This window comes from Clostridium sp. ATCC BAA-442, assembly GCF_964239415.1.
GTDB lineage: Bacteria > Bacillota > Clostridia > Oscillospirales > Oscillospiraceae > Flavonifractor > Flavonifractor plautii.
Genome location: NZ_CAXSQB010000058.1, coordinates 3,996 through 20,680, shown reverse-complemented (window position 1 = coordinate 20,680; position 16,685 = coordinate 3,996). Strand labels below are relative to the sequence as shown.

The 16,685-nt window shown below is 64.1% G+C and carries 16 protein-coding genes and 1 riboswitch; of the genes, 7 read left to right on the top strand and 9 right to left on the bottom strand.

All coding sequences use genetic code 11. The features are described 5' to 3' along the window. From ACESY8_RS17315 to ACESY8_RS17300, 4 genes are all read left to right on the top strand, one after another. Positions 1-744, top strand: a 744-nt coding sequence (locus ACESY8_RS17315) for a hypothetical protein (RefSeq protein ID WP_498794899.1), incomplete at its 5' end; no start/stop codon positions are given. Positions 745-879: 135 nt separating this feature from the next. After that, positions 880-1,066: riboswitch (Lysine riboswitch) on the top strand. A 193-nt stretch (positions 1,067-1,259) separates the two neighbouring features. Beyond that, positions 1,260-2,177, top strand: coding sequence for a transporter substrate-binding domain-containing protein (locus ACESY8_RS17310; protein ID WP_154250379.1), 918 nt, complete (start codon positions 1,260-1,262; stop codon positions 2,175-2,177). Positions 2,178-2,180: 3 nt separating this feature from the next. After that, a complete protein-coding gene (locus ACESY8_RS17305; RefSeq protein WP_087360353.1) occupies positions 2,181-2,999 on the top strand; it encodes an amino acid ABC transporter permease in 819 nt (272 codons plus the stop codon). Next, on the top strand, positions 2,996-3,739 hold the full coding sequence (locus tag ACESY8_RS17300; protein WP_207753767.1) for an amino acid ABC transporter ATP-binding protein: 744 nt from the start codon (positions 2,996-2,998) through the stop codon (positions 3,737-3,739). Before ACESY8_RS17305 ends, ACESY8_RS17300 begins: the two co-directional genes overlap by 4 nt. On the opposite strand, the gene ACESY8_RS17295 is transcribed toward ACESY8_RS17300, so the two are convergent. From ACESY8_RS17295 to ACESY8_RS17280, 4 genes are all read right to left on the bottom strand, one after another. After that, positions 3,726-5,099, bottom strand: coding sequence for an MATE family efflux transporter (locus tag ACESY8_RS17295; protein ID WP_498794898.1), 1,374 nt, complete (start codon positions 5,097-5,099; stop codon positions 3,726-3,728). The genes ACESY8_RS17300 and ACESY8_RS17295 overlap by 14 nt on opposite strands. A 374-nt stretch (positions 5,100-5,473) precedes the next feature. Further along, entirely contained in the window at positions 5,474-6,019 is a 546-nt protein-coding gene (gene hpf, locus ACESY8_RS17290) for a ribosome hibernation-promoting factor, HPF/YfiA family (RefSeq protein ID WP_007491917.1), read from the bottom strand. Positions 6,020-6,155: 136 nt separating this feature from the next. Next, entirely contained in the window at positions 6,156-6,578 is a 423-nt protein-coding gene (locus ACESY8_RS17285) for a NifB/NifX family molybdenum-iron cluster-binding protein (RefSeq protein ID WP_039997212.1), read from the bottom strand. Positions 6,579-6,590: 12 nt separating this feature from the next. Then, positions 6,591-6,974, bottom strand: coding sequence for a DUF134 domain-containing protein (locus ACESY8_RS17280; protein WP_204682126.1), 384 nt, complete (start codon positions 6,972-6,974; stop codon positions 6,591-6,593). Between the two features lie 290 nt (positions 6,975-7,264). Here ACESY8_RS17280 and ACESY8_RS17275 point away from each other — a divergent pair, with 290 nt between their 5' ends. Both ACESY8_RS17275 and ACESY8_RS17270 read left to right on the top strand, forming a co-directional pair. Continuing rightward, the gene (locus ACESY8_RS17275; protein WP_007491929.1) at positions 7,265-7,513 is read left to right on the top strand and encodes a hypothetical protein; all 249 of its coding nucleotides are present in this window, start codon (positions 7,265-7,267) and stop codon (positions 7,511-7,513) included. A 128-nt stretch (positions 7,514-7,641) separates the two neighbouring features. After that, the gene (locus ACESY8_RS17270; RefSeq protein ID WP_131970865.1) at positions 7,642-9,027 is read left to right on the top strand and encodes an NCS2 family permease; all 1,386 of its coding nucleotides are present in this window, start codon (positions 7,642-7,644) and stop codon (positions 9,025-9,027) included. 43 nt (positions 9,028-9,070) lie between these two features. Here the strand turns inward: ACESY8_RS17270 and ACESY8_RS17265 are convergent, their stop codons facing one another. The 5 genes from ACESY8_RS17265 to ACESY8_RS17245 all read right to left on the bottom strand — a co-directional run bounded on the left by ACESY8_RS17265 (position 9,071) and on the right by ACESY8_RS17245 (position 15,060). After that, entirely contained in the window at positions 9,071-10,228 is a 1,158-nt protein-coding gene (locus ACESY8_RS17265; protein ID WP_226907637.1) for an amidohydrolase, read from the bottom strand. 169 nt (positions 10,229-10,397) lie between these two features. Beyond that, positions 10,398-11,624, bottom strand: coding sequence for a S1C family serine protease (locus tag ACESY8_RS17260; protein WP_243427669.1), 1,227 nt, complete (start codon positions 11,622-11,624; stop codon positions 10,398-10,400). Positions 11,625-11,656: 32 nt separating this feature from the next. After that, positions 11,657-13,108: a sensor histidine kinase gene (locus ACESY8_RS17255; protein ID WP_009259159.1), complete on the bottom strand. Its 1,452-nt coding sequence runs from the start codon at positions 13,106-13,108 to the stop codon at positions 11,657-11,659. Beyond that, the gene (locus ACESY8_RS17250; RefSeq protein ID WP_172698455.1) at positions 13,105-13,800 is read right to left on the bottom strand and encodes a response regulator transcription factor; all 696 of its coding nucleotides are present in this window, start codon (positions 13,798-13,800) and stop codon (positions 13,105-13,107) included. The genes ACESY8_RS17255 and ACESY8_RS17250 overlap by 4 nt, the downstream gene beginning before the upstream one ends. A gap of 84 nt (positions 13,801-13,884) precedes the next feature. Beyond that, on the bottom strand, positions 13,885-15,060 hold the full coding sequence (locus ACESY8_RS17245; protein WP_054339376.1) for a cation diffusion facilitator family transporter: 1,176 nt from the start codon (positions 15,058-15,060) through the stop codon (positions 13,885-13,887). Positions 15,061-15,240: 180 nt separating this feature from the next. Between ACESY8_RS17245 and ACESY8_RS17240 the strand changes: the two genes are divergently transcribed. Next, on the top strand, positions 15,241-16,685 hold a 1,445-nt coding region (locus tag ACESY8_RS17240), incomplete at its 3' end, for a B12-binding domain-containing radical SAM protein (protein WP_498794897.1).

The following is a 16,685-nucleotide window of genomic DNA, read 5'->3' as shown; positions in this document are numbered from 1 at the left end:
GCCACCCCCGCCCCGGCTGCATCTTCTCCCGCTTGGGAGCACACCCTCACTGTGGGCCCCGGGCCCTTTGCCGAAGGGGAGGCCCACAACTTCTTCGACATACCCGCCCTAAATTTCCCCGACTGCACTGATTTCTCTCCCCGGTTGACGGACCGGGATTGGGGTGTGAGTTCCTTTGAGGAGAAGCTGACCGCCCAGGAGATCATCACCGCTCTGGGGGGGACGGGGGAGGTTCCCTGGTCCCTGCTGTGGGAGGGCTATGGACTGGACGGCCAAGTTTTTTACAACGAGAAGGGAGATGTATTGCAGGTGGTGATCACCGGTGTGCGCGGGGACGACCGCCTGCGGCTCGCCCTCTCCCCCGGCCGGCTCCCCCCCCGCAGTGTGGTGTATCAGGAGGCCGCTACCCAGGCGGTCAACGGCATTCCCGTCACCACGGCCTCCTTCCGCGGCCAGTCTGACGGCCGGACGCTGACTACCTGCGCCGCCGACTTCCTGGCGGGCGGCACCGGCGTCTCCTTTGAATACCTCTCCCCCGATGCCGGACAGTCCACCTGGCTGACCGAGGTGCTGGCGTGGTACGGCACCGGTGCCGACAGCGGCTTCACCACAGAGCATCTGAACGCCAGAATTCATCCCATAACAGGGCACGAGCCTCCGGCGGAAGGGGAGGCCGGCGGCGGGGTGGTGGTTCCCGTTCCCATCCCCTCCCCCACACCTTGGCAGGTCTATCCCCTGGAGTAAATTCAAAATGTTTGTCGCTTTTTCCAATCTTTTTTGATTTCACAGGACGAGATGCGGTGATCTTTTCCCTTGACGCCGGGCGGCGGGCACGCCTATAATAAACCGCAAGAACCAGTTGTTGCGGATTACCCCCGCTGCAATGATAGAGGCGCGGAATCGCAAGAGTATCCGGCATACCCTGCAATGGGGCAGAGCACCCCGCCGGAGAAAGGGCCCTTCCGCCGAAGGGCCGGTCCCCTGCCTGGAGGACCGGTTGCCTGGGCCGTTGGGATAACATCTCACGGACTGCCACATATCATCTGTGTGGAGCGCTATCATTGAGGCCAAGGGCTTTCGTCGCTGTGCTTCCCTCTGCCCGCATGCCCTGGAGCCGGTACTGCCGCTCCCCGGTACCGCCGCGCCCGAGGGAGGCCGGTTTTCGACGCTCTTTGTCGCCATGAACGCTTCCACCAGGAAGGTTCATGGCGCTTTTTTTGTTAAAAAAGCGCCGAAAAACTAGACTGGAGGAAACAAACATGAATCGAAACACCCTCGCCGCCCTGTCCCTCACCGCTTCTCTCTCCCTCACTCTGGCCGCCTGCGGCTCCGGCGGCGGAACCGCTCAGAGCCCCGCCCCGGCCGCATCCACGCCCCCCGCCGCATCCGGCGCACCGTCCGGCGGCGTGGAGGACGGCGTGCTCACGGTGGGCATGGAGTGCGCCTATGCCCCCTACAACTGGACCCAGATGGACGACTCCAACGGCGCGGTGCCCGTCTCCAACGTGCCGGGGGCCTATGCCAACGGCTATGATGTGATGATCGCCCAGCGCATCTGTGACGCCAACGGCTGGGAGCTGGAGGTGGTTTCCACCGCCTGGGATTCCCTCATCCCCGCCCTCCAGAGCGGCACCATCGACGTGGCCATCGCGGGCCAATCCATGACCGCCGACCGTATGGCCCAGGTGGACATGGCGGGCCCCTACTACTACGCCGACATCGTCTGCCTCACCACCGCCGGCAGCGCCTACGCCGCCGCCCAAGGCATCGCCGACCTGGCGGGCGGCCGCTGCACCGCCCAGTCGGGCACCATCTGGTACGACACCTGTCTGCCCCAGATCCCCGATGCCCAGATCCAGACCGCCGCGGAGACCGCCCCCGCCATGGTCATGCAGCTCCAGACCGGCGCGGTGGACTTCGTCTGCACCGACCTGCCCACCGCCACCGCCGCAGCAGCAAACGACTCTGACCTCATCGTGCTCAACTTCGCCGGCACCGAAGGCGACTTCCAGTTTGCCTCTGAGGCGGAGCGGGCCGAAAACGTGAACATCGGCATGTCCGTGGCCAAGGGCAGCACCGAACTGCTGGACGCCATAAACGCCGTACTGGACGGGATGACCGCCGACGACTTCAACACCCTGATGGACCAGGCCATAGCCGTCCAGCCCGAGGTGTAAGCCATGGAACGCGTTCTCGCACTCGGACAGGACATGGCGCTCCTGTGGGCCAGGTACGCCCCCCTCTACCTGAGCGGCGTGGTGAACACCCTGCTTCTGGCCGTGGCGGCCACCGTCCTCGGCTGCCTGATCGGCCTGGCCTGCGGCCTGCTCAACACCATCCCCATCCACCCACAGGACCGCCTGCCCCGGCGAGTCCTGCTATGGCTGCTCCGGGCCGTGATCCGTATCTATGTGGAGGTCTTTCGGGGCACCCCCATGGTGCTCCAGGCTGTGTTCCTCTACTACGGCCTGCCCTACTTCACCAACAACGCCATGCGCTTTGACAACGTCTGGGCCGCCGCCCTTCTGGTGGTCTCCATCAATACCGGCGCCTACATGGCCGAGTCGGTCCGCGGCGGCATCCTCTCCGTTGACCCCGGCCAGACCGAGGGGGCCAAAGCTATCGGCATGAGCCACGTACAGACCATGGTGAACGTCATCCTCCCCCAGGCCCTGCGCAATATCATGCCCCAGATCGGCAATAACTTCATCATCAACGTCAAGGACACCTCGGTGATGTTTATCATCGGCTTCACCGAGTTCTTCGCCGCCCACCGCTACATCACCGGCGTCAACCCCATGTACTTCCCCTCCGCGGCCATCGAGATGCTGGGCTACCTTTGCATGACGCTGGCGGCCTCCGCCCTGCTGCGGCTGGCGGAGCGGCGGATGGACGGGGAGAGCAGCTACGAGCTGGTCCAGGCCGACGCCCTGACCATGACCGCCGGCACCTACCGCCGCCGGACCCGCCCCCAGGACGAAGGGGGGGCGCTGACATGACCTTGGAACCCATTCTGGAGGTGTGCCACCTCTCCAAGTCCTTTGGGACGCACCAGGTCCTCCGGGATGTGAACTTCACTGTCCACCCCGGCGATGTCACCAGTATTCTGGGCTCCTCCGGCTCCGGCAAGTCCACCCTGCTGCGGTGCATCAACCTGCTGGAGCGCCCCAATCAGGGGGAGGTCCGCTTCCACAGCCGGTCCATCACCGGCCGGGGGACGGACGCCTCCGCTTACCGGACCCGGGTGGGGATGGTCTTTCAGTCTTTCAACCTCTTTTCCAATATGAACGTGCTGGAGAACTGCATGGCGGGACCGGTAAAGGTGCTCCGCCGGAGCCGTGAGGAGGCGCGGGCCAGGGCCCTGCGCTACCTGGAGCAGGTGGGCATGGCGCCCTACATCAATGCCAGGCCCAGGCAGCTCTCCGGCGGCCAGAAGCAGCGGGTGGCCATTGCCCGCGCCCTGGCCATGGAGCCGGAGGTGCTCCTCTTCGACGAGCCCACCTCCGCCCTGGACCCCGAGATGGTAGGAGAGGTGCTGGCCGTCATGCGGGCGCTGGCCGCCAGCGGCATGACCATGCTGGTGGTCACCCACGAGATGGCCTTTGCCCGCGACGTGAGCAGCCAGGTGGTTTTCATGGCTGACGGCCGGATCTGTGAGTCAGGCGCCCCCGACGCCTTCTTCTCGTCCCCCAGCCAGCCCAGAACCCGGGAATTTCTGGCCCGGTTTATGGCCCAGTAACCGCCCCGCACAGGGCCTCCCGGCGCTGGCGGCGCTCCAGGTAGAGGAACATCGCCAGACACAGGACAATCTGCACCGTGCTGGAGGCGGGGGTGCCCAGCCCAATCTGGAACAGGGTGGCCCCGGGGATTCGGCTGACCAGATAGGCGATGGGGATGCGCACGCCGAAGGCGCCGATGATCCCCTGAATCATGACAAAGAGGGTCTTCTCACAGCCGTTGTAGTAGCCCATGAAGCAGAACAGGAAGGGGGTTAGCATGCAGTCGATGGCGTAGGCCTTGAGATAGCTGTGGGACGCGGCAGCCACCGCCGCGTCCTTGGCAAACAGCAGGGACAGGGTGTCGCCGTGGAAAAAGGCCAGCCAGGCCATCACCAGTCCGGCGGCGAAAGCGGTCAGGATACCGTAGCCCAGCGCCCGCTTGGCCCGGCGGGGCTGGCCGGCCCCCATGTTCTGGGCTACAAAGGCGGACATGGAGTGCATATAGGCCGAGGGCACCAGCATGAGGAACACGCACACCTTTTCCGCCACGCCCACGCCGGCGGAGGCCGTGACGCCGAAGGTGTTCACGATGGTCTGGATCACCAGGAAGGAGGTGCCCACCAGCAGCTCCTGCAGGGCCACCGGCAGGCCCAGCCTCAGCTCCAGCGCGATGATGCGCCCGTCAAAGCGGACGCTCCGGCGGGAGAAGTGGGAGGGCAGCCGGTCCTTCCGGCGGCGGATAACCGCCAGGGAGACCACCACGCTGACCGCCTGGGCGGCCACCGTGGCCAGGGCGGCGCCGGCCGCGCCCAGGTGAAAGCCCTCCACCAGCAGCAGGTCGCCCCCGATGTTGATCACACAGGCCAGCATCACCGTGAACAGCGGCGTCCGGGCGTCACCGATGCCCCGGAACACCGCCCCCAGCACGTTGTAGGCCACGATGAACAGGCTGCCGCCGCCGCAGATGCGGATGTACTCCACCGTTTCGGCAAAGGCCTCCTCTGGCGCGTGCAAAAGGCGGGCAAGGGTCTCGGCTCCGGCCAGCAGTACCACCATCAGCAGCACCCCGAACACCGCGAACAGGCAGATGCCGCCGCCGATGGCCCTTCCGGCCTCGTCCGGCTCACCCCGCCCGATGCGCTCGCCCACCAGAATGGTGATGCCCATGGACAGGCCGGTGATCACCATGGTCACGGTGGACATGAGCATGCTTCCGGTGGCGACGCCGGAGACATCGGCGGTGGCGGCAAACTGCCCCACCACCAGCAGGTCCACGCCGCCGTACAGCGCCTGAAGAAACAGCGTGAAAAAGACCGGAACGGCAAAGCGGATGAGGGTGTGTAGGATGTTCCCCTCCGTCAGTCGGTTCGTTCGTTTCATGTGATTCTATCCTCCGTTTTCTCCCAATGAGCTTCGCTCCTCCGGCATAGGGCTTCATGCACACAGAACACACCACAAAACGATGCAAGGGCCTGGGTGCATGAAGTTTTTGCGCATGTGGGCCGTCCCGGCCCACGCGCTGTCATCCCATGGCCGTGCCGCTGTAAGCGGGTACATGGCCAGGTCTGCTATGCGTTTGCACAGCAAAAAAGCCGGACAAGGTGCGGACTTCTCAGTCCGTGCCTTATCCGGCTCCTCATTTCCACTGAATGAGTTGCCCTCCGAGCAAGCATCCCTATTATAGCAAATCATCCCCCATTGTCAAGGGGATGTTAAAAACGGCGGCCGCGCGGCGGGGCCCCCGTTTTCCTCGGTCAGGTATCGTCCTCGATCAGGCCGTAGCCGCCGTCATTGCGCTTGTAGACCACGGCAAAAGCTCCGTCGTCATCCGCGTTCTTGAAGGCAAAGAAGGTGTGATCCACCAGGTTCATCTGGAGCACCGCCTCCTCCACCGTCATGTGCTTGATGGGGAATCGCTTGGTGCGGACAATCCGGAATTCCTCCTCTTCCTCCTCAGGGGCAAAGGAGGAAACCTCTTCGGCATCCACGGTTCGGACGAATGCATCCTGGCGCAGCCGCTTCTCCAAGCGGGCCTTATTTTTGCGAAGCTGGCGCTCTACCGAGGAGACCGCCGCGTCGATGGTAGCAAACATATCGGAGGTACTCTCAGACACGCGGATGATCGTGCTGCCGGAGCGCACGGTGAGCTCCACGTTGTTCCGGTCCTTCTCCACGCTGAAGACGATGGCGGCCTCCGCGTCCGCCTTAAAATAACGGTCTAATTTACCCACCTTTTTCTCCGCATAGGCGTGGACCTTGTTGGGCAGGTTGACCTTTTTGTCTGTGAACACGAACTTCATAGTTTTCAGCTCCTTCCACCCTCCGGAGAGGGTTATGGTCCGGAGACCGGGAGGCCCGGCCTCCTTGCTTTGATTATACCACGAAGTTTCCCAATTGTCACAGCTTATTTTATGAATTTTTTGGTTCTATGCCCAATCAGCCGTGATGTCCGCAGCCGTGGTCATGGCCGCCGCAGGTGTGACCGCCCTCGTGATGGTGTCCGCAGGTATGCCCCTCACCGTGGTCGTGGTGGCTGCATACGGTGTTGGGATCGTAGGCCAGGCTGCCAGCCAGCAGGGCCTCCACCTGGGCGTCCGCACTGCCGGACGCACCGGGGTAGAGCTGAATCCCCGCCTCAGCCAGGGCGCTGCGGGCGCCGCCGCCGATGCCGCCGCAGATCAGGGTGTCCACTCCAAGTCCCCGCAGGAAACCCGCCAGGGCACCATGGCCGGAGCCGCCTGTCTCCACCACCCGGGCGGAGACCACCTTGCCCTCCGCCGCCTCGTAGATTTTGAACTGCTCCGTATGGCCGAAGTGCTGAAAAACCTGTCCGTTTTCATAGGTAACCGCGATTTTCATTTTCATAACCTCCTAATTCTCCTTGGACCGCAGGCACGCGCCGCAGCCACAGCGTCCCATACCGCAATCCCGCCGGGCGCAGTCCCGGCCGGGACACTCCTCTCCCCGGGGACAGAGCACATAGTCTCCGCCGGAGATGTGCAGGCGCCTCCCCTCCACCAGGGCCTGGGCCAGCCTGCGCCGGGCGGTGTCGTACACCTGCTGCACCGTGGAGCGGGCCACCCCCATCTGGGCGGCGCACTCCTCCTGGGTGCAGCCCAGCAGGTCGATGAGGCGGATGGCCTCGTACTCCTCCACCGCCATCTCCACCCGGCCGTCCGCCGCCCCCTCCAGGGGGCCGAAGCTGCTGCATCGGGGCAGGGCACAGATGCGTCTGTATTTTTTGGGTCTGGGCATAGCGTCTCCTCCGTTTCCGGCTTATGCCATTTATTATAACACGTTTTTGGCATATGTCAATAATTTCTTTTTGAGTTTAACCGCGTGTTAATTTCCTTTCCCTCCACTTAAGATGCCTTTTCTTGTTATTTTTTTACGAAAACCCACCCGGTTTTTACCCTTAATCAGTTGACACATCGTTTTTGTACGCATTTTCTTGTCCACCCACCTCTGATTTCGGTGAGTCTGCCTATTGTTTTATTCCCATGCCCATACTATACTTTAAACAGCCCATAAAGGAGGTATGATTTATGGTACTGGAATTGAAGTTTGATTCCATCTCTGAGCTTGCAGAGCTGCAGCGGCTGGCCGTTCAGGCGGATAAGCCCGTATATATTGCCAATGAAGACGACTCCATCCGGGTGGATGCCCGCTCGTTTTTGGGGCTTTTCGCGCTGGACTACTCCAAGCCTCTGAAGGTGATCACCGACTCCCTCTACGCCATGCGGATGCTGGAGATCCAGCAGCGCAACCGTGCGGCCCACATGGCCCGCGCCTGAGGGGGATACAAACAAAAAAGAGCGGAAGGGCGCGGCCCTTCCGCTCTTTTTTACTCTTTACAGGTGTCCATGAATTTCCTATAATAAGGAATGTTGTGTCACAAGTTGTTCTATTGTGAGGTGTTGGTGTGAAATCTGTACTTGCCGACCGGCTCTTTCATCTGAAGGAGAACGGCACCACGGTCCGCCGGGAGTGCTTCGCCGGCCTGACCACCTTTGTCACCATGGCGTATATCCTGGCGGTCAACCCGGCCATTCTGGGCGCCGCCGGCATGGACCGGGGCGCGGTCTTTACCGCCTCCGCTCTGGCCGCCTGCGCCGCTACCCTGCTCATGGCCCTGCTCTCCAACTATCCCTTCGCCCTGGCCCCGGGCATGGGGCTGAACGCCTACTTCGCCTACACCGTGGTCATCAAGCAGGGCTACTCCTGGCAGATGGCCCTGGCTGCGGTCTTCCTGGAGGGCCTGCTCTTCATTGTCCTCTCCGTCACTTCGGTGCGGGAGGCCATCTTCAACTCCATCCCCCGGCCTCTAAAGCTGGGCGTCACCTGGGGCATCGGCCTGTTCATCCTCTTCATCGGCCTTCAGAACTCCAAGCTGATCGTGGCCGACCCCTCCACCATGCTGTCGGTCTACCCCTTCCGGGAGGCCATCGCCTCCGGGGAGATACGTTCCGTGGGCCTGGGGGCGGTGCTGGCCTTCGCCGGAATCCTCCTCACCGCCATCCTCACTATCCGCAGGGTGAGGGGCGCCCTGCTGCTGGGCATCCTGGCCGTGTGGGGGGCGGCCATCCTCTGTCAGCTCACCGGCCTCTATGTCCCCAACGCCGAGCTGGGCATGGCCAGCGTCCTGCCCGACTTCTCCGCTGGTCTGGCCGTCCCCAGCCTGGCTCCCACCTTTATGCAGATGGACTTCACTGGGCTGTTCACCCTCAATTTTCTGACAGTGGTGCTCTCCTTCCTCTTTGTAGATGTATTCGACACCCTGGGCGGCATTATCGGCATGGCCTCCCAGGGGCACATGCTGGATGAGAACGGACGCCTGCCCCGCATCCGGGGCGCGCTGCTCTCCGACGCGGTGGGCACCTCCGTGGGCGCGGTGCTGGGCACCTCCACCACCACGACCTTTGCCGAGAGCGCGGCGGGCATCGCCGCCGGCGGCCGCACCGGCCTCACCAGCGTGGTCACGGCCCTGATGTTTCTCCTGTCCCTCTTCCTCTCTCCCCTGTTTCTGGCGGTGCCCGGCTTTGCCACCGCTCCGGCGCTGGTCATCGTGGGACTGAGCATGCTCGGCAGTCTCCGGGCGCTGGACCCGGCGGACTGGCGGGAGAGCCTTCCCGCCTATCTGACCATGGTGGCCATGCCCTTCTGCTACTCCATCTCCGAGGGCATTGCCGTGGGCACCATCTCCTATGTGGCCGTCCACCTCTTTACCGGCGCGGAGAGCCGGAAGAAGGTCAGCCCCGTGCTGGCGGTACTGGCCCTGGTCTTTCTGCTCAAGTACATTTTCCTGTAAGGTACAGCCTGGGCCCTGTCCATACGGACAGGGCCCAGGCTGATTATTTGACCCGCCGGCCGTTGAGAAAGACGGCCCGGATGCTGCCGTTCCAGTCAAAGGGGTGGCCGCTGGTCACCACCACGTCGGCGTCCTTGCCGGGGGTGAGGGTGCCCACCCGCTTGGAGAGGCCCGCAATCTCGGCGGCGCTGCTGGTGATGGCCGCCAGGGCCTCCTCCGGGTCCAGGCCCCCCCGCACGGCCATGGCCGCGCAGAGGGGGAGGTACTGGATGGGCGTTTCCGGGTGGTCGGTGCAGATGGCGATCTTCACCCCCGCCCGGTGGAGCAGGGCCGGGTTGTCCAAGGTCTGGCCCACCAGCTCCGGCTTGGAGCGGTCGGTGAGGCAGGGCCCGGTGATGACCGGCACCCCCGCCTCCGCCAGCAGCCCGGGCACCAGATAGCCCTCCGTGCCGTGAACCACCACCAGCTTCAGCCCGAACTCCCGGCTGAGGCGCACGGCGGTAGCGATGTCGTCGGCCCGGTGGGCGTGGAAGTGGGCGGGCAGCTCTCCCGCCACCACCGGCACCAGCGCCTCCAGCTTGGCGTCGTAATCGGGCATGTCCTGGTCGGGATCTCCGTCCGCCTTGGCCTGCTTGTCCTGGTACTCCTGGGCTTTGGCCAGGTGCTCCCGGATGAGGGCCGCGGTGGCCATACGGGTCACCGGCGTCTCCTTCCGGTCGTTGTAGACCGACTTGGGATTTTCCCCCAGGGCAAACTTCATGGCGGCGGGGGCCTTGAGCACCATCTCGTCCACCCAGCGGCCGTCGGTCTTGAGGGCCAGGAACTGCCCGGCGATGGGGTTGGCCGAGCCGGGGCCGGTGAGCACCGTGGTCACGCCCCCCTCCCGTGCCTCCCGGAAGCCCCGGTCCAGGGGATTCACCCCGTCGACGGCCCGGAGCTGGGGGGTACAGGGGTCGGTGGACTCGTTTCCGTCGTCCGCCTCAAAGCCCAGGGCATCCCCGAACAGGCCCAGGTGGCAGTGGGCGTCGATAAAGCCGGGCAGGATATGCCCCCCCTCCGCATCCAGCACGGGGCCCTCCGCCCCGGCGGGCAGGGCCTCCATGGGCCCTACGGCGGTGAGCTTCTCCCCCTCAAAAGCCACGAAGCCGCGGGGAATCACCGGCCCGTCCATGGGGTGAACTACCCCGTTGAGAATCAGCATTAGCCATTCGCCGCCTTTCGACAAAAGTTCTATTTGACATTTTATGGAAATCATGGTATGATAAGAGCACAGCTTATCCAATAGGCGAGTGTAATTCCAACCCGCGATTCTTCCATTCTCCCGCACACATCTCTCTTGGGCGCCCCAGGACGGGGCGCTCTTTTTTTATCTACTCCTCCAGCGTGTACTGGTCCACCAGGGCCACGTCCCGCTCCAGGTAGTGGCCGCCGCGCCAGAGGCGGAAGGTGAGCACGTCCCCCACCGCCAGCCCCTCCTTGATCGCCTGGAGCTGGTCCATGTCGGTGATCGTCTCGCCGTTGACCGCCACGACCACGTCGTTGGGCAGGACGCCCTGCCGTTGGGCGTCGGAGCCCCCCCGGACGCTCTGTACCGCCACCCCCCGGGGGCACCCGTACTCCTCCGCCAGCTCCTCCGTCACGGTATAGCCGGTGATGCCGATGGTGGGCCGGCCCTCCACCCGCCCGTGGGCGATGAGGGCGTCCACCACCGTCTTGACCGTGGTGGTGGGAATGGCGAAGCCCAGGCCCTCTACCGTGTTGTCATAGGCCCGCATTTTCAGGTTGGTAATGCCAACCACCTGTCCCCGGTCGTTGATGAGCGCCCCGCCAGAGTTGCCCGAGTTGAGGGCGGCGGTGGTCTGGAGCAGCACCATGGTGTACCCGTCCACGTTCACATCCCGGTTGATGGCGGAGATGATGCCGTCGGTCATGGTGCCCCGCAGCTCCTCCCCCAGCGGATTGCCGATGGCCGCCACCGTGTCCCCCACCTCCAGAAGGGTGGAGTCACCGAACTGGGCGGGCATCAGGCCGGCGCAGTCGATCTTCAGCACCGCCAGATCGCTCTGTGCATCCTGTCCCACCAGCAGGGCCTGGAACACCCGCTCATCCTGGAGCACCACATCCACGGCGCCGCATCCCTCAATGACGTGGCTGTTGGTGATGATATACCCGTCCTCCGACATCACCACGCCGGTGCCCAGGCTCATGCCGTCCCCCTTGCTCCCCCGGATGCTGACGATGGAGGCGATGTTCTCCCGGTAGATCTCCTGGAGGCTGTGGGCCCCGCCGCTGGGCAGGGGGGAAATGGTGAGGGTGGTGCCGTCCCCGGTGGGGGCTCGTTCCACAGTGGTTTCCTCCGGCAGCTCCTCCCGGACGGGAAGGGGCTGCCAGGTGCTGTCGGCCAGCGCTGGCAGCTCCTCCAGGCGGCTGTAGCTCCACAGCCCCGCCGCCGCAGTCAGGCCGCCCAGCAGGGCCATGGTCAGGAGAAAGAGGAGCACCGCCGCTGCGCCGCTCCACCGCCGGCGGCGCCCTGCGGAAATCGGCGCCGGGGTGCTCCGGGGGGCCTCCCCCGTTTGATCGTAATAGTAGCCGCGCATGGGCCCTCCTTCTTGCCCCGTCTGCCGGGGCGTCATGCAAGCGTCAGGGTAAATACGAACTCCGTCACGCCGTCCTGGCTGGTAACGGAAATGTTCTCCTTGTGGTTGTTGAGGATAGTCTTGACGATATACAGCCCCAGGCCCACGCCCTCCCGGTCCACGGAGCGGGATTTGTCGCTCTTGTGGAAGCGGTCGAAGATCATGGCCAGCTCGTCGGGGGGGATGGTGTCGCCGTGGTTGCGCACCGCCACGTGGGCCTTGCCCCCCTTGGCAGTGATGGACAGGCCCATGGTGCTCCCCTCGGCCGAGAACTTGATGGCGTTGTCCAGCAGGTTATAGCACACCTGGGTGATGGCGTCCGGATCCCCCCACACCAGCACGGGTCCGTCGGGGAGCTGGGTGTCCACGTCCAGATGGCGGGCATTGATCTTGTTCTCCAGGCTCACCAGCACCCGCAGCATGACCTCGGACACGTCGAACTGCTCCTGGGCGGTGACATTCTCCGCCGACTGGAGGCGGGACAGATCCAGCATCCGCCGCACCAGGCGGGAGAGCCGCCGGGTTTCCGAGGAGATTGTCTGTAGGGCGGCGCGCTCCTTGTCCGGCGGGATGGTGCCATCCAGAATGCCGTCGGAAAAGCCGGCGATGGTGGTCATGGGGGTCTTGAGCTCGTGGGAGATGTTGGCCACAAACTCGCTGCGGCGGGCCTCGCTCTTGGCAATGGAGTCGGCCATGGCGTTGAAGGCCTCGGCCAGCTCGCCCACCTCGTCCTTCCGCTTCTCATAGCCCTGCACCCGCACCTCGTACTCGCCGTGGCCGAATTTGCGGGCGGTCTCGGCGATCTCCTTCAGGGGGTTGGTCAGCCGCAGGGAGGTGATGGAGCTGGTGATGAAAGCCACGCACAGTACCACCACGGCGGTAAAGAAAAAGATGGAGATGAACGCCTGCCACAGCTCGGTGATGTCCGAGGTCTCCGCCGCCACATAGGCCACGCCGATCATGGTCTGCTCGGTCTGCCCGGTGGCCAGGTTCACCGTTTTGACCGTGATGGGGGTGCCCGCCACAAAGCGTTTCTCCGGAAACAGGCCGCCCAGAGTGGTCATACCGCTGTAGCCGCCCTCCTTTTGGAGCTGGCTGACGATGGACTGGGGCAGATAGTTCCCCCCCAGCCCGCTCTGGATTGTCGCTCCATCGGAACAGAGTACCAGCTCCCCATCCGCCTCGGTGACCAGGACAAAGGCGTTGGCGATGTGGGCCACATTGGCAACATAGAGCTGGTAGGCCATGTCCCGCACGTCGATCCCTTCGGCCCGCACCTTGGCGGTGAAGTCGGCCACATAATCGGCGTTGCGCTCCATGGAGTCCCGGGTTTCCCGGATTGTATACTGGTAGGACAGGCCGATAAAGGCGGTCCCCAGCAGGGCGAAGGAGATGAGAATCATCCCCGCCGTCAGCAGGAACTGCCGTCCGTACAGGCTCTTCATGCGCCGCTCACAACCTCGAACTTGTAACCAACACCCCACACAGTTTTGAGGCTCCACTGCTCGCTGACGCCCTCCAGCTTCTCCCGCAGGCGCTTGATATGCACGTCCACGGTACGGGAGTCGCCGAAGTAGTCGAAGCCCCACACCTCGTCCAGCAGCTGGTTGCGGGTGAATACCCGGTTGGGGGAGGCCGCCAGGTGGTAGAGCAGCTCCAGCTCCTTGGGGGGCGTATCCACCCGCTTGCCGTCCACCAGCAGCTCATAGGAGTCCAGGTTGATGACCAGCTTGTCGAAGGTAAGCTTTTTCTCGCCGCTCCCCTCCTCCTCGCCGCCGAAGCGGCGGAGCACCGCGTGGATGCGGGCCAGCACCTCCTTCATCTCAAAGGGCTTGACGATATAGTCGTCGGCGCCCCCCTCCAGCCCGGCCACCTTGTCCTGGGTCTCCCCCTTGGCGGTGAGCATGATCACCGGGGTCTTGTCGTTCTCCCGGATCTTCTTGAGCACCGACCAGCCGTCCATTACAGGCAGCATGATGTCCAGCAGCACCAGCTCCGGGTGGAAGGAGCGGAACAGCTCCACCCCCTTGCCGCCGTCCCCGGCCACCGCTGTCTCAAAGCCCTCCTTCTCCAGATAGAGGTGGAGAAGCTCGGCAATGTTGGAGTCGTCTTCCACAATCAGGACCTTCCTGGCCATAGCGCACCGTCCTTTTCTATGTTGTTCTCTCCGGTATTATACCGGCTTTTTTCCCCACAAGGGTGAATTTTTTGTAAAAGGGGGTTACCGGGTCTCCACATAGGCCCGGTCCACCTGAATGACCGCAAAATACCGCTCGTCCAGGGCACGCACCGCCCCGGACAGGCGTTCGCAGAGCTCCTCGTCCCGCAGGCGGCAGCGGTGGGGCACCACCACGTCAAAAATCAGGTTGGTGTGCTGGGGCCCCTTGGTCACCCGGAAGTCATGGATGGTCATCTCCGGCTCCACGGCCCTTGCCAGGGCCGCCACCTGTTCCCGCAGGCGGTTCACCGACTCGTCGTCGGTGGCGATGGGGTCCATGTGCGCCGTGGTCTCAATGCCGAACTTCTGCTGGATCTCCCGCTCGATGTGGTCGATGGCGTCGTGGGCCTCCAGGATGTCGGCGTCCTGGGGTACCTCGGCGTGGAAAGAGCACAGCCGCCGCCCCGGGCCGTAGTCGTGGATGATGAGGTCGTGCATTCCCACCACCTGGGGATGCGACAGCACCACCTCCCGGATCGCGTGGACCAGCTCCGGGTCGGGGCGGGCCCCCAGCAGGGGGTTAATGGTGTCCTTGGCGGCTCCCCAACCCGCCTTCAGAATAAAGACGGCCACCACCGCCCCCGCCCAGCCGTCGATGCTCAGGTGGGCGAAGTGTCCAGCCAGGGTGCCCGCCAACACGGCGGAGGTCGCCACCACGTCGGAGAGGGAGTCGGCGGCGGTGGCCGCCATGGCCGCCGAGCCGAGCTTCTTCCCCAATACCCGGTTGAAATGGCTCATCCACAGCTTCACCAGGATGGAAGCCGCCAGAATGGCCACCGACACCAGCGAAAAGTCCACCGCCTCCGGGCGGAGGATCTTCCCGATGGAGGTCTTGCCCAGCTCCAGCCCCACCAGGAGGATCATCAGGCTCACCAGCAGCCCCGCCAGGTACTCCGCCCGGCCGTGGCCGAAGGGGTGTCCATCGTCGGCCTTCTGTCCCGCCAGCTTAAAGCCCACCAGAGTCACCACCGACGAGCCCGCGTCGGACAGGTTGTTGAAGGCATCCGCCGTGATGGCGATGGAGCCGGTCAGCACGCCGGCGAAGAACTTGCCCGCAGACAGCAGCAGATTGAGCACAATCCCCACCGCCCCGGACAGGACGCCGTACTTCTCCCGCACCGCCGGGTCCGTCACATTGTCGCAGTCCTGGATGAAAAGCCGCACCAGCCGATTGATCATGCTGTCTCCCCCAAAGATTGGTTTCTTTTTATTATCCCACGCCCGCCCGCCATCGTCAAGGAGAGGTTTTCCCCCCAAACAGACGGTCTTCCTCCCTCTCCTTGTATCCACAGGTACAAAGTGATAGAATAGGGAAAACAAGCTCCCCATACCCAAGCCGCCGTGGCGAGGAGGTATCCTATGAAAATCCGTTTTCTCGAGCCGGGCAACCGCCCCTACAAGCCCACGCCCCTCAACTACTTCGTCTACGACCGCTACATCCGCACCCCCTCTGTGGGACTCAACACCCTGGCTACCATTGTCAAGGAGCTGGTCGATGACACCTATATGTACAGCGAGTCCATCTCCCGCATCGACCTGGCCGACGTGGAGGACGCGGACATCGTGTTCATCGGTATTTTCACCTTCGCCGCCGTCCGGGGCTACGAGCTAGCCGACCACCTCCGGGCCCACGGGCGGGGCCTGGTGGTGCTGGGCGGTCTCCACGCCTCCATGAACTGCGCCGAGGCGGCGCGCCACTGCGACTATGTGCTGCTGGGCGAGGGGGACGAGACCATCCGCGCCTTTGTGGAGGCGGTGGGCCGCGGGGAGCGGCCGGACTTCCCCGGCCTGGCCTGGATGGAGGGGGAGGAGCTGCGCTCCACCGGCTATCCGCCCCCGCCGGAGCGCTTCGAGACGATTGCAGACCGTAATTTAGTCCACAATTATTCCAAAATGGTGGGGCACAGCACCCTCTGGCCCCAGGTGCACGCCTCCCGGGGCTGCCCCCACAACTGCGACTACTGCGCCCTGGTGCGCCACTTCGGCCGCCGCGTCCGCACCCGTTCGCCGGAAAATGTGGTGGCCGACATCCGGGAGTCCATCCGCTTCTTCCACCGGGGCCACGTCCGGCTGGCCAAAGATCTCTGGCTCACCGACGACAACTTCTTCGCCGACCGGGACTGGGCCATGTCCGTCCTCCGGGCCATCGTGGACAGCGGCATCCGCTACCGCTTCAACGTACAGGCCCGGTACGAGGTAGGCTTCGACGACGAGATGCTCGACCTTCTCAGGCAGGCCGGCTTCTTCGAGCTGGATCTGGGCATCGAGTTTCTGGACGACGCCTCCTTCGCCACCTACCACAAGAAGAGCACCCGGCAGGAGATCATCGACGCCATCCGCAACATCCGCGCCCACGGCCTCAGCGTCCGGGGGCTGTTCATCCTGGGCTCCGACGACCAGGAGGCGGGCGTGGGCGACCAGCTGGCCGACTTCGTCATCCAGAACCACATCCAGGGCACCCTGATCCAGTGTATGTACTTCGTCCCCGGCACGCCGGTATACGAGGCCAACCGGGACCGGCTGCTTCACCAGGACTGGTCGAAATACAACGGCAACGCCGTCCACTTCCCCCGCCGCATGACCCCCTACCAGCTCCAACTGGAGCACATCCGGGCCAGCCGGAAAATCTACTCCTGGCGGCGGCTCTTCTCCGCCCTGGTGCGGGAGGACCCCATCCACAAGCTGCTCTTTTTGGGGGAATTTTTCTGGCACATGAGCGTGCGCAGCGATCTGAAAAAGGAGCTGCCCTACCTCAAGCGGATCTCCGAACAGGCCGCGGGGGGGGGGGGGGGGGGGGGGGGGGG

What these genes read in the sequence shown, in the direction of transcription:
- ACESY8_RS17250 (WP_172698455.1), bottom strand. Translation starts at nt 13,800, where the DNA reads ATGGCCAGGAAGGTCCTGATTGTGGAAGACGACTCCAACATTGCCGAG.
- ACESY8_RS17285 (WP_039997212.1), bottom strand. Translation starts at nt 6,578, where the DNA reads ATGAAAATCGCGGTTACCTATGAAAACGGACAGGTTTTTCAGCACTTC.
- ACESY8_RS17310 (WP_154250379.1), top strand. Translation starts at nt 1,260, where the DNA reads ATGAATCGAAACACCCTCGCCGCCCTGTCCCTCACCGCTTCTCTCTCC.
- ACESY8_RS17255 (WP_009259159.1), bottom strand. Translation starts at nt 13,108, where the DNA reads ATGAAGAGCCTGTACGGACGGCAGTTCCTGCTGACGGCGGGGATGATT.
- ACESY8_RS17265 (WP_226907637.1), bottom strand. Translation starts at nt 10,228, where the DNA reads ATGCTGATTCTCAACGGGGTAGTTCACCCCATGGACGGGCCGGTGATT.
- ACESY8_RS17280 (WP_204682126.1), bottom strand. Translation starts at nt 6,974, where the DNA reads ATGCCCAGACCCAAAAAATACAGACGCATCTGTGCCCTGCCCCGATGC.
- ACESY8_RS17305 (WP_087360353.1), top strand. Translation starts at nt 2,181, where the DNA reads ATGGAACGCGTTCTCGCACTCGGACAGGACATGGCGCTCCTGTGGGCC.
- ACESY8_RS17295 (WP_498794898.1), bottom strand. Translation starts at nt 5,099, where the DNA reads ATGAAACGAACGAACCGACTGACGGAGGGGAACATCCTACACACCCTC.
- ACESY8_RS17300 (WP_207753767.1), top strand. Translation starts at nt 2,996, where the DNA reads ATGACCTTGGAACCCATTCTGGAGGTGTGCCACCTCTCCAAGTCCTTT.
- ACESY8_RS17275 (WP_007491929.1), top strand. Translation starts at nt 7,265, where the DNA reads ATGGTACTGGAATTGAAGTTTGATTCCATCTCTGAGCTTGCAGAGCTG.
- hpf (WP_007491917.1), bottom strand. Translation starts at nt 6,019, where the DNA reads ATGAAGTTCGTGTTCACAGACAAAAAGGTCAACCTGCCCAACAAGGTC.
- ACESY8_RS17260 (WP_243427669.1), bottom strand. Translation starts at nt 11,624, where the DNA reads ATGCGCGGCTACTATTACGATCAAACGGGGGAGGCCCCCCGGAGCACC.
- ACESY8_RS17245 (WP_054339376.1), bottom strand. Translation starts at nt 15,060, where the DNA reads ATGATCAATCGGCTGGTGCGGCTTTTCATCCAGGACTGCGACAATGTG.